This is a genomic window from Nonomuraea sp. NPDC050540, from assembly GCF_044457485.1.
GTDB lineage: Bacteria > Actinomycetota > Actinomycetes > Streptosporangiales > Streptosporangiaceae > Nonomuraea.
Map to the genome: position 1 here is coordinate 1 of NZ_JBITHA010000044.1, position 11,574 is coordinate 11,574.

Sequence of the window (11,574 nt, forward strand, 5' to 3'; positions counted from 1 at the left end):
CCTCCCGAGCACCGATTGAACGTGATCAGTCCATCCAACCGGCAGGAGCGACCTACCCGCCAACCCGGCGATCATTTCCGGTCACAGCACTAGCGGCGTCGGTATCTGTGCTGGCTGCCCAGGGTGCCGGCGCTGCTCGGCGCGGGCCTGGTCAATGCGAGCTGGCTCCCGCAGCGCCGTAGCCTAGGAAAGACCGCGAACAATAACGGGTGTCCCTACATTTTCACTATATAGCACAACCATTGCCAGAATTAAGGAGCACGTCTTTACGCAGCGTGTCATCGTCGGCGCAATTTTGGTATTGGCCGACGTTTCGGTCCATGGGAATATCTGCTTGCCTGCTGGCTTCCCCGTTGAGGAGCAGAGTGAATTCACCACGATCGGCAACCGGTTTATCCGGCTGGACGCGCCGTGCGACCTGCCTGATTGCCACCATGACCCTAGTGATGACGTCGTTCACGGATCCCGCTGCCGCGGCGCCGCCGAACGAACCGCAACCCCTCAAAGCCACCACAGCGGCCGGAGCCACGCTTGCCCAGGCCCAAAAGCTGAATAAGCGTATTGAGATTGACGAGTATCGATCCGAAACCGGTACGTATTACGCCAACCCCGATGGCAAGACCGTCCGCGCGGAATTGTCCAGCACGCCGGTCCGGGTCAAGAAGAACGGCGCGTGGACGCCGATCGACCTCACGCTCGTGGAGACGGACGGGGTCGTCCGGCCGAAGGCGAGCTTGGGCGACCTGATCCTGTCGGCGGGTGGTGACACCACCGCCGCCCGCTTCACCGACGTGACGGGCGCGACCGCGGTCGGGGCCCCTGCCACGCTGCCCAAGCCGGTGCTCAAGGGCAACACGGCCACCTACTCCGACGCCTACGGCCCGGGGTCAGATCTGGTGGTGACCCTCACCCCGAGCGGTTTCCGGCACGACGTGCTGATCCGGCGGCGACCGGGCAAGGACGTCCAGCTCCGGGTGCCCATGCGGTTGCCGAAGGGGCTCAAGCTCGGCACCGGCGCCGACAGGACACCCGGCCTGCTCGACGCCAAGGGCAAGGAGGTCGACGACCTGACCGCGCCCATGCTGGACGCCGCCGCGTTGCTGGAACCCGACAAGGGCGCCATCGGGCAGGCCAAGGCCGAGGTCGACGGTGACAGCGTGGTCTACACGGCGCCGGCGGCGTTCCTCGACGACCCGGCCACCGTCTATCCGGTCACCGTCACCACCATGTCGGAGACGTGGGAGGGCACCGGCATCGCGGGTGACACGCACGTGTCGAACGTGCTGCCCGACGGCAGCGCCAACGCGACCCTGCCGTGGCTGCTGGCCGGGAAGTCGCACAGCGGCAGCCGTACCCACCGCACCTACATCAACTTCCACATCAAGGGGACCCCGCTGGAGGGCGGCACGGTCCACAACGCCGACCTGCGCCTGCACAACCAGGACTCCCACACCTGCAGCGACACCGACAGCCCCGGCATCGACCTGCAGCGTGTCACCAGCCCCTGGAGCACGAGCACGATCAGCTGGAACAACCAGCCCTCCACCGTGCTGTCCGGCCACGTCGCCAACCGCGGCGCCTACAGCGCCACCCGCTGCCCCGAAGGCGAAGGCGAGCTCTACTACTCCATCGAGCTCATCGTCCAGGCCTGGATGAACGGCACCCCCGACCTCGGCGTCCGCCTCAACTCCGTCATCGAACCGGACAGCCCGCAGAACTGGCGCTACTACCGCTCCGACGAGTACGGCGGCTACGACACCTATCCCTTCACCCCGCGCGGCCCCGTCCTGTTCATCGAATACACGCCTCTTCCCGCGGGTCCGCCGGAGGTTGTCGTCTACTCCTACGAGGGCCCGAAGCGTCCCCAGCCCGCCACCTATGAGCAGGCTGTCGCGATGCGGGTCGACAGCGACGACATCCCTTACGTGCCCCCGATGAGCGACGAGCAGGAGCAGGCTCTCGCCGCGACCCCCAACCACGTGGCCGAAGTGGCGCCAGAGGAACTCGAGCCCTTCACCGGCGAGTCCGGAGAGGAATCCTGGGACGGCGGCACGGTCGAAGAGGGCAGCCCGCCTGACGACACCGCCCCCACGATCGTGAGTACGACCCCGGTGGCGGACGCGGCGCAGGTGCCGACCGACACCGCGATCAAGGCCACGTTCAACGAGCCGGTCTGGGAGCCCGACTTCGTCCTGAAGGACCCCTCGGGGACGGCGGTCGAAGGCGCCGTGACCGTGGACGGCTCCCAGAAGGAGTTCACCTTCACCCCGGCGCAACCGCTCAAGCCCGCCGTCCGGTACACCGCCGAGATCGCCGAGGCGATCGACGCGTCCGCCAACCCCATGACCGCCTACCCATGGGCCTTCGAGACGGCGTCGGCGGGCAGCGCGCGCTGGACGTTCGACGAGGGTACGGGCAAGACCGCCGCCGACACGTACGGCAGGTATCCCGCGACCCTGAACGACACCGCCGCCTGGACCCCGGGAAAGAACGGCAACGCGCTGACCAACCAGCCCTCCCCCGCACGCGTCGCGGCCTCGCGGGAAGCCACCCGCCAGAAGGGAACCGTCGAAGTCGTCGATGAGACGACCGCGACCAATGTCACCTACGCCCTGCCGGACGGGTCGTTCAGAAGGGAGATCTCATCAGGCCCGGTACGGACGCGGCAAGGCGGCGCCTGGGTCCCCATCGACACCCGTCTGGCGCGGCACGGCGAGGTGCTGCGGCCGAAGGCGCCGGCCTCAGGGGTCTCGGTGGAGGTCTCGGCTGGCGGATCCGGCGCGTTCGCGAGGATGACGACCGGCGACGGGAAGTCGTACGCGTTGCGCTGGCCGGCGGCTCTGCCGGAGCCGGCCGTGAACGGCGGCACGGCGACCTTCGCCGACGCCGCGGGCAAGGGCGCGGATCTGGTGGTGACGGTGCTGCCCACCGGGTTCCGGCACGACGTGGTGGTCCGGGAACGGCCGGGCGAGCCGTTGGAGATCCGGATGGGTGTGGAGACGTCCGGACTGTCGCTCAGCGCGGACAAGAGCGGCCGGCTGCTGCTCAAGGGGCCCGACAAGAAGGTCGTCGCGGCCGCGGCACGGCCGGTGATGTGGGACGGCAGCGACCAGGGCCGCCCGCACCGGGCCAGGCGGGCGGGCATCGACACGTCGGTGGTCACCAAGGGCGGCGAGACCGAACTGGTGCTCAAGCCCGATCACGCCTTCCTGACCGATCCCTCCACGGTGCTGCCGGTCCGCGTCGACCCGACCATCACGCTGCCGCTCAACGCCGACGTCGAGGTGGGCTCCGACTTCCCGACCGACCCGGCAGACCCCGGCACGCCGTACCTCACGGCGGGGCGGCTCATCGACGGGCTCTACCGGCCTCACCTGCGCTTCGACACGACCGGGCTGGCCGGGCAGACGGTCACCGACGCCAAGTTGTCCCTGGTGAACGTGGACGCTCCCGCCTGCGGAGGCTCGGTGGGCGCGGGCATCCAGGTGCGCCGGCTGACCGGCGCGTGGAGCGCCGACAGCCTCACCTGGGGCAGGAAGCCGGCCGCGACCACCGAGGACGCGCAGATCAGCAAGACGGCGGTCAACTCCGACTGCGCGACCTTCCCCGGTGCGATGGAGTGGACCGTCACCGGCATCGCCCAGGACTGGGCCGCCGGTGCCGCCAACCACGGCCTCGTCCTGATGCACCCCAACGAGGCCGGCACCGCCGACAACTACCGCGTCTTCACCAGCGCGGAGAACACCGAGTTCGCCGATCCGGCGCCGAAACTGACCGTCACCATCGGCGCCGCGACCTCCAACCCCTCGGCGAGCGCGCTGGCCATCACGCCGGCACAGATCGTGAACGGTGTCACGGTGGCCACCTCGCTCACCCCGCAACTCGGCGCCACCGTCGCCGACACCGTCGGCGGCACCCTGACCGGCGAGTTCGAGATCGAGCACGACCCGGTCGCACCCGGCCAGGGCGTCGGCCAGATCTGGGCGGGCGCCTCCCCCGCGGTCGCGTCCGGCAGCAGGGCCGGCGTGACCGTTCCGGCCGGGAAGCTGGTCGACGGGTGGAAGACCCGCTGGCGCGCTCGCGCCGTCAACGCCGGCGCCTCCACCGCCTCGGCGTGGTCGGTGTGGCAGAACGTCACCGTCGACGTCCCCGACACCCAGCCCGACCCTGCCGTGGGCGCCCTTCAGGTCGTTCCCTCGCACCAGGCCGACGGCACGACGGTCACCACCAGCCGGACCCCGAACCTGCTGGCGCAGGTGACCGATCCGGCGGGCGGGGCGCTGCGGGCCGAGTTCGAGCTGGAGCACGACCCGGCGGCGACCGGGCAGGGCACCGGCACGATCTGGACCGGCGCGGCCGACAACGTCCCATCGGGCAGCCAGGCCGGCGTGACCGTACCCGATGGGAGGCTCTCCGACGGGTGGAAGGTGCGCTGGCGTGCCCGTGCCGTCGCCGGGCAACGGACGTCGGCCTGGTCAGGGTGGCAGTCGCTCACCGTGGACGTCGTGGCGGCCGGTGAAGAGCCGCTGGCGCGAACGGCCGGGCCGGTGATCCGTACCGACCAGAGCTTCACCGTCGCGTCCTGGCTGCGCTGGTCGGACAAGGACGGCGACTACCTCGTCGCCGAGCAGCGAGGCGGCCGGCAGGCGCCCTTCCGCCTGGGCAACACTCCCGATCGCGGCCTGGTCTTCACTCTGACCAGCGGCGACACCGCGGACGCGACGTCCTCCGGCGTCCTGTCCGATGTCGAAGCGCCGGTCAACGAGTGGTTCCATCTCGCGGGCGTCTACGACGCGACGGCCGGTACGGCGGCGCTGTACCTCAACGGTCAGCTCGTCACCTCCGCGCCGGTCGGCTTCCAGGCCTGGAACGGCACGGGCCCGCTGACGCTGGGCACCCGCATGCGCGGAGACCTGGATGAGGCGCGCACCTACCAGCGGCCCCTGACCGCGACGGAGATCGGCGCGCTCGCCGGAGGCACGGGCACGGCGCCCGCGGCGAGGGCGACGGCGAGGGCGACCCAGCCCGCGCAGCAGAACGAACCCGATCCCTACGAGGTCAACTACCGGCACTACACCCTCAACACCTGTCGTGCGAAGGCTCCGACGGACGGGAGGCTGGGGATCTGGACCGACGCCACGGTCTTCAGCGGCTGTTCCGTCCGATGGTTCGGCCTCAGCACCTGGCTCGACGACTGGGATCCGGACTCGGGCACCAGGAAGAAGATCCGCGTGAAGCTGCCCGACGGCTCCGCCGGGATCGACCTCATGATGCGGGCCACCACGGTCATCAACACCTACCTGGGAACGCGGGACGGGACAGGGATCCGCAACGCGGGGAGCGACGGGACGACCGGTCCGATCACCCCGACGGAGTTCTCCATGTGGGTCGGGATCGACGAAGCCCAGTACGCGCTCGAAAGCGGCTTCGGCAACGCCCGCATGCAGCTGACCACGACCACCGAGTCGAGCAGCGGGAGCTCGCCCTGCGCGAAGACGATCGACGGAGATCGCGAAGCCCGGATCAAGGACTGGAACGGGACGACGCAGTACTTCCGCTTCAAGTCCTCCAGCACCGTCGACGCGGTACGCCGCTGCACGATCGTCCCCTGGATGAAGATCAAGGACGTCATCGCGGTGAAGCCCTGGCCCACGAACGTTCCGCTGTGGGGCAAGCTCAAGGACGAGCAGGGCACTCTCCGGACGCCGCCGACCGTCCGCTGCGACGACCTAACCCTGGGGCCGGGCAGTCCGGGAGCCTGGCCGGAGGAGAAGCGCGTCCGCTACAAGGGCGCCTGCATCTTCCCGGACGTGAGCCGCATCTACCGGACGGACGTGGACCACGCCAAACGAGGCCCCGTCGCCGCCCACATCTGGGCCGCCTTCAACACCCCGGACCTCACCAATCCCAAGAAACCGGCAGGTCAGAAGGTGGTTCCAGGGAACTGGGACGGATCGACCGCGCGGAGCAGATCCCCGCTGACCCGGATCAACGAGAGCGAACTACGACCACTCGACCCCAAGGGACGGACGTGGGGAGCGGTGCAGGTGAGTGAACGGCGCAAGGCCTGCAAAACGCCCAAGGTGGTCGGCGACTGCGACGAATTCCCCTTCAACTCGGTCAAGGAGGGCCCCGGATGGGGTGACGGCAACTTCTCCGTGCGAGGTGTACCGGCCAGCAACAACAAGAGCGACGGCTGGTACCTGTCGGTGTTCTACGCGCGCTACCGTGTGCTCGTCCCCGACGGTAACGTCCGGCCCAACGGCGACCGCTTCTGGGTGAGTGTGAAGGGAACACCCCCCTCCTGAGGTACGGCTGCCGCCCGGCTCACGGCCGGGCGGCAGCCGTACCTCAGATCGATCGAAGGGAAGGCACGGCATGCCCGCGGATCACCTTTTCCAGCTGCTTCGCTCCTACGATCCGAGCGACGTCTCCATGCAGCAGTTCTACGCCGTCTGGTGCCAGGGCCCCACGGCGGAGGAAGCCGTCGGCCTGCTCCACGGGGATCCTGACAGTGGTGCGCCGGACGACTACGCCGGATGGGGACCGGGTTCTGACGGGAGCGACGAGGCGGAGGCCGGCCTGCTGGCCGGCCGGATGGGCGCCTGGACGGTGCTCATCGGGGATCACCGGATCGCCGAGGACGACGCCGTGCTCGCGGTGACGCGCGGCGAGGGGCGAGCGCTGGCGGTCAGCTGGGACTTCCACGGCGAATGCCTGCTGAAGTTCGCGCGATCCGGTGAGTTGCTCACCGTGCTCGACATCTACGACACCGATGATCGTTCCGGAATGGATCCGGACGCTCTCGACCCGTATCTGAGCGGCCTGCGCTTCAACCTCGACCCGTCCGACCCGGACGAGCCCGCCGCCGAACCGGCCGAAGCCTTCACCTCCGCTCTGGTGGCCGTCGGCAGGGTCGTGGGCCAGGAACTCGACAAGACCTGGCTGGACACCACGCACCGCTGCTACACCATGCGCTGAGCCCATCGGGCGCGGCCAAGACGGTTCAGCCGGCCCGGCTCCCGCGGCCGCCGGCGTCTCACCCAAGATCGGGGGAGGCCACAACACCCGGCTCCACGGCATATAGTTAGATTGACGTCGAACCAAGGAGCCGTGTCATGGCCGCCCCCGCAAGCGTCGCCTGCTGCGCGCCGATCGCCCGAGAGCCGATCTCCGAGAGCGACGCGGCCGATCTGGCGGTGCTGCTCAAAGCGGTCGCCGATCCGGTACGGCTGCGCCTGCTGTCGATGATCGGCTCCCACGCCGGCGGCGAAGCGTGCGTGTGCGACCTGACCGGCGCCTTCGACCTGACCGCCCCCACGATCTCCCACCACCTGAAGATCCTGCGCACCGCCGGCCTCATCGACGGCGAACGCCGCGGCACCTGGGTCTACTACCGGATCATCCCCGAGACCGTGAACAGGCTCGGCGCCCTGTTCGCGCCCTTGGGCGAGGTCGTCTCCGCCTAGTCAGGCGGAGACGGCTCAACGGCGGTAGGCCCAGATCGTACCGCCGCGGCCGGAAGGGGCCGCGCCGACCGCCCAGACGGACCCGCTCTCCGGCTGAATCGCAAGGTCGCGGACGGACGCTTTCCTGCCCGGCAGAGCCGGCAAGACACCCGGCTCGACACTGTCGACGCCGATGTGCAGATATCCGCTGCCTCCGCCCTTGGCGTCGTAGACGACCCAGGCCCCACCTCGGCCGTCGGGCTCCGCCTGGGCGCGCGGCTGGAAGCCGGGTTCACCACGGACCTGGAACGTCCAGCTGCCCGGATAGCCGGTCAGCAGCAAAGTCTCACCGCAGAAGGAGAGGCCGCACGGCCAGGCGACCCAGCCGACCGCCATCACCCGGCCGGTCTCACCGTCGAACGCGACATCCGTCAGCTCCGAGATCTGGCCCGAGCGGGCCGACGGAATCGCCGGAAGGGGTACCGAACGCCAGGCCGTACCACTCCAGCGGGCCAGAGCCGCCGTGCCCCGCGCCGAGCCCGCCGCCCACCGGCCGTCGAGTCCCTTGACCACGATCGGCGTCTGGACCTTGCGCCACGCCGACCCGGCCAGGCGCCGCAGCGTGGACCGCGCCTTCCATCCGGCGGTGCCGGCTGAGGGGAACGCGTTGGCGTTCTCGATGACCCACAGGTTCTTGCCGATGGCGTACGCGCCGTCCACCCGGCCATGGAACCATCGTCTGACCTGCCAGCGCTTGCCGTTCCATTGGGCGTAGCGCGACGTGCCGAACGCCCAGACCCTGGTGTCGGAGGCCGACGTCAGCCGCTTCACCCGGAAGCCCGGCCCGGTGACACGCTTGAAGGCGGACCGGCCGCCCTTCAACAGCGTGCTCGTTCCCGCGACCCAGACCGCCCCACCTGGAGTGACCGTCACCGCGTCGTAGGAGTCGCGGCGGTCGTGATGAACGACACTCCATTGACTGGCCGGCGCCTCGGCGTGAGCGGCGACCGGCCCCGTCATGACGACGAAGGCGGCGACTGCGGCGGTACCGCGAAACAATAAGCCCATAAGCGTGAGACGCGCCTTCCGCAGCAAAGGTTGGCCTACGTGAGCTCTTGGGTCAGCTTCTCCACCCGGGCGCGGATCTCGTCTCGGATCTCGCGTACGGCCTCGATGCCCTGGCCTGCGGGGTCGTCGAGTTTCCAGTCCTCGTAGCGTTTGCCGGGGAAGATCGGGCAGGCGTCGCCGCAGCCCATGGTGATGACGACGTCGGAGGCTTGGACCGCGTCCGTGGTGAGGACCTTGGGCTGTGCGGCGGTGATGTCGATGCCGACCTCGCGCATCGCTTCGACGGCGACCGGGTTGATCCGGCCGGCGGGCGCGGACCCGGCCGAGCGGACCTCGATCCGGTCTCCGGCCAGTTCGCGCAGCCATCCGGCGGCCATCTGGGAACGTCCGGCGTTGTGCACGCAGACGAACAGCACACTAGGCATGCGCAGGCTCCTTGAACAGTCTCCGGCCCCACAGGCTGACGTAGACCAGGGCGGCCAGCACCGGCACCTCGATGAGCGGGCCGACCACCCCGGCCAGGGCCTGCCCGGAGGTGACGCCGAACACGCCGACCGCCACCGCGATGGCCAGCTCGAAGTTGTTGCCCGCCGCGGTGAAGGCGAGCGTGGTGGTCTTCTGGTACGGCAGGCCGATCGCCCGCCCGGCGAGGAACGAGCCGCCCCACATCAGCGCGAAGTAGGCCAGCAACGGCAGCGCGATCCGGGCCACGTCGAGCGGTCGCTCGGTGATCGTGTGACCTTGCAGGGCGAACAGGATGACGATGGTGAACAGCAGGCCGTACAGGGCGATGGGCCCGATCTTCGGCAGGAATCGCCGCTCGTACCAGTCGCGGCCCTTCGCGCGTTCACCGAGCCTGCGGGACAGGTATCCGGCGGCCAGCGGGATGCCGAGGAAGATGAGCACGTACTGCGCGATGTCCCAGGCCGAGACGTCCAGGGTGCTGCCCGCCAGGCCGAGCCGGCCGGGCAGGAGTTCCAGGTAGAACCAGCCGAGCAGGCCGAAGGCGATGACCTGGAAGACGGAGTTGAGGGCGACCAGGACGGCGGCGGCTTCGCGGTCGCCGCAGGCCAGGTCGTTCCAGATGAGGACCATGGCGATGCAGCGGGCCAGGCCGACGATGATCAGGCCGGTGCGGTACTCGGGCAGATCCGGCAGCAGCGTCCAGGCCAGGACGAACATGAGCGCGGGCCCGAGTAGCCAGTTGAGCACCAGGGAGGCCAGCAGCAGGCGGCGGTCGCCGGTGACGGCGCCGAGCCGGTCGTAGCGGACCTTGGCCAGCACCGGGTACATCATCAGCAGTAGCCCGAGCGCGATCGGCAGCGAGATCTGGCCGATCTTCACCGCTTCCAGGGCGCCGTTCAGGCCGGGCAGCGCTCGGCCGAGCAGCAGCCCGGCGGCCATCGCGGCGCCGATCCACACCGGCAGGAACCGGTCCAGCGTGGACAGCCCGGCCATCACGGCCGTGGAGCGTGGGGTGGACATCAGACGGTGGCGGGCGCGCTGAGCAGTGCCGACAGCTCGCCCAGGGTCTCGGGGACCAGCCGGTAGTAGACCCAGGATGCGCGCCGTTCGGAGGTGAGCAGGCCGACGTCCTTGAGGACCTTGAGGTGGTGGCTGATGGTCGGCTGGGACAGCTCGAAGGCGCCGGTGATGTCGCACACGCACACCTCGCCGCCTTCGCGGCTGGCCACGATCGACAGGATGCGCAGCCGTACCGGATCGCCCAGCGCCTTGAACACCCGGGCCACGCCGGCGGCCTGCCCGGCGTCCAGCGGCTCACGCGCCAGCGGCGGGCTGCACTCCAGGATCTGCAACAGCTCCATGCGCTCTTCCCTATAGATGGCCATCGATATTGATTGATGTCTATGCTACAGGTACGCCGAGGTCGGCCAGCAGGGCGCGGACGCGGCGTTCGATCTCCTCGCGGATCGGGCGCACGTCCTCGGCCGCGAGCCCGGCCGGGTCCTTCAGCTCCCAGTCCAGGTAGCGCTTGCCGGGATAGACGGGGCAGGCGTCGCCGCAGCCCATCGTCACGACCACGTCGGCGGCGCGGACGATCTCCTCGGTCCACGGCTTGGGGAACTCGCGCGAGATGTCGATGCCACGCTCGGCCATGGACGCCACGGCCGCGGGGTTGATCTCGGTGGCGAACTCCGAGCCGCCCGACCAGCCGACCGCGTGCTCCCCGGCCAGCGCGGCGAAGAAGCCGAGGGCCATCTGCGAGCGCCCCGCGTTGTGCACGCACAGGAACAACACGATCGGCCGCCCGTCGCCGTGACCTTCGACGCGGGCCAGCGCGTGCAGGCGCTGGCGGGCGAAGCGCTCGGCCAGCAGCGGCAGGAAATTGGCCACCGCGGCTTTGGTGGCGAACTGGTCGTAGCTGGTGTGCAGGAACCGCTCGATCGTCTCCGTGCCGAACATGCCGGTGAACTCCTCACCCAGCCGGCGCGCGGCGGTGGTCAGGGCGAGCCGCTGGTCGATGGTCAGATCGTGGCGCTTGTAGGTGTCCGGCATCTCGGGGCTCCCGCGGTCACATTGATGAGCCTCGATATTGACACTTATCGATGTACGGGTGGGCGAACAGCGGGTGAACGGTCCGTTCTCGAGGCCGGTGCGGGGGTTGAGTCCTGGCAGCCCGAGGCTCCGAGGGGAAGCTTCATCCAGAGCTGCCAGGCACCGGCCTCATAGCCTCGCGGGCGAGATCCTCATTCCTGGATCCTCCTGCAGAAGCCTCCCGTTCGGTCCGCGGCGCTGGTCCCGGCCGCATCGGTGACTGCGATCTGGACGTCGAAGGGGCGGCCCACCACGCAGCCCACCCGCATGGTGGATGAATCTCTGAAGTAGGTCTGTTCTGTTCCGTTCATCTTCCAGGTGATTCTGAACGGTGGCGTCCCGTCGATCTGCGCGGTGCAGACGACCAGAGCGGCGCCGGAGTCGCAGTTGAGGTACCGGATGCCGGCGGTTCTGCTCGGGCACGTGACGGGTGTGTCCCCCACGCCGGGAATGATGTCGTCGGCGAATGTGACCGTCAGCCCGATCACGAACCGCTCGCCGG

10 protein-coding genes are annotated in these 11,574 nt (G+C 69.4%); 3 read left to right on the forward strand and 7 right to left on the reverse strand.

What is annotated here, in order from left to right; translation table 11 throughout:
• Window positions 1-226: 226 nt before the first annotated feature.
• Entirely contained in the window at window positions 227-460 is a 234-nt protein-coding gene (locus ACIBI5_RS54085) for a hypothetical protein (RefSeq protein WP_397259611.1), read from the reverse strand.
• 175 nt (window positions 461-635) lie between these two features.
• On the opposite strand from ACIBI5_RS54085, the gene ACIBI5_RS54090 reads away from it, so the two are divergent.
• The 3 genes from ACIBI5_RS54090 to ACIBI5_RS54100 all read left to right on the forward strand — a co-directional run bounded on the left by ACIBI5_RS54090 (window position 636) and on the right by ACIBI5_RS54100 (window position 7,469).
• Window positions 636-6,308 (forward strand): DNRLRE domain-containing protein, encoded by a 5,673-nt coding sequence (locus ACIBI5_RS54090; protein ID WP_397259613.1) that lies wholly within the window; start codon window positions 636-638, stop codon window positions 6,306-6,308.
• Window positions 6,309-6,378: 70 nt separating this feature from the next.
• Window positions 6,379-6,981 (forward strand): DUF6461 domain-containing protein, encoded by a 603-nt coding sequence (locus ACIBI5_RS54095; RefSeq protein ID WP_397259615.1) that lies wholly within the window; start codon window positions 6,379-6,381, stop codon window positions 6,979-6,981.
• Between the two features lie 137 nt (window positions 6,982-7,118).
• Window positions 7,119-7,469 (forward strand): metalloregulator ArsR/SmtB family transcription factor, encoded by a 351-nt coding sequence (locus ACIBI5_RS54100; RefSeq protein WP_397259617.1) that lies wholly within the window; start codon window positions 7,119-7,121, stop codon window positions 7,467-7,469.
• A 15-nt stretch (window positions 7,470-7,484) separates the two neighbouring features.
• Here the strand turns inward: ACIBI5_RS54100 and ACIBI5_RS54105 are convergent, their stop codons facing one another.
• The 6 genes from ACIBI5_RS54105 to ACIBI5_RS54130 form a co-directional block, all read right to left on the reverse strand.
• Window positions 7,485-8,468 (reverse strand): hypothetical protein, encoded by a 984-nt coding sequence (locus tag ACIBI5_RS54105; protein ID WP_397259619.1) that lies wholly within the window; start codon window positions 8,466-8,468, stop codon window positions 7,485-7,487.
• A gap of 83 nt (window positions 8,469-8,551) precedes the next feature.
• The gene (locus tag ACIBI5_RS54110; protein ID WP_397259621.1) at window positions 8,552-8,941 is read right to left on the reverse strand and encodes an arsenate reductase ArsC; all 390 of its coding nucleotides are present in this window, start codon (window positions 8,939-8,941) and stop codon (window positions 8,552-8,554) included.
• Window positions 8,934-10,001: an ACR3 family arsenite efflux transporter gene (gene arsB, locus ACIBI5_RS54115; RefSeq protein ID WP_397259623.1), complete on the reverse strand. Its 1,068-nt coding sequence runs from the start codon at window positions 9,999-10,001 to the stop codon at window positions 8,934-8,936. Before arsB ends, ACIBI5_RS54110 begins: the two co-directional genes overlap by 8 nt.
• Entirely contained in the window at window positions 10,001-10,342 is a 342-nt protein-coding gene (locus ACIBI5_RS54120; RefSeq protein ID WP_397259625.1) for an ArsR/SmtB family transcription factor, read from the reverse strand. The genes arsB and ACIBI5_RS54120 overlap by 1 nt, the downstream gene beginning before the upstream one ends.
• Before the next feature lie 40 nt (window positions 10,343-10,382).
• On the reverse strand, window positions 10,383-11,033 hold the full coding sequence (locus tag ACIBI5_RS54125; RefSeq protein ID WP_397259627.1) for an arsenate reductase ArsC: 651 nt from the start codon (window positions 11,031-11,033) through the stop codon (window positions 10,383-10,385).
• A gap of 191 nt (window positions 11,034-11,224) precedes the next feature.
• Window positions 11,225-11,574 (reverse strand): hypothetical protein (locus ACIBI5_RS54130; protein ID WP_397259629.1); only part of this gene is annotated, 350 nt, incomplete at its 5' end.

What these genes read in the sequence shown, in the direction of transcription:
- ACIBI5_RS54110 (WP_397259621.1), bottom strand. Translation starts at nt 8,941, where the DNA reads ATGCCTAGTGTGCTGTTCGTCTGCGTGCACAACGCCGGACGTTCCCAG.
- ACIBI5_RS54100 (WP_397259617.1), top strand. Translation starts at nt 7,119, where the DNA reads ATGGCCGCCCCCGCAAGCGTCGCCTGCTGCGCGCCGATCGCCCGAGAG.
- arsB (WP_397259623.1), bottom strand. Translation starts at nt 10,001, where the DNA reads ATGTCCACCCCACGCTCCACGGCCGTGATGGCCGGGCTGTCCACGCTG.
- ACIBI5_RS54120 (WP_397259625.1), bottom strand. Translation starts at nt 10,342, where the DNA reads ATGGAGCTGTTGCAGATCCTGGAGTGCAGCCCGCCGCTGGCGCGTGAG.
- ACIBI5_RS54105 (WP_397259619.1), bottom strand. Translation starts at nt 8,468, where the DNA reads ATGACGGGGCCGGTCGCCGCTCACGCCGAGGCGCCGGCCAGTCAATGG.
- ACIBI5_RS54095 (WP_397259615.1), top strand. Translation starts at nt 6,379, where the DNA reads ATGCCCGCGGATCACCTTTTCCAGCTGCTTCGCTCCTACGATCCGAGC.
- ACIBI5_RS54125 (WP_397259627.1), bottom strand. Translation starts at nt 11,033, where the DNA reads ATGCCGGACACCTACAAGCGCCACGATCTGACCATCGACCAGCGGCTC.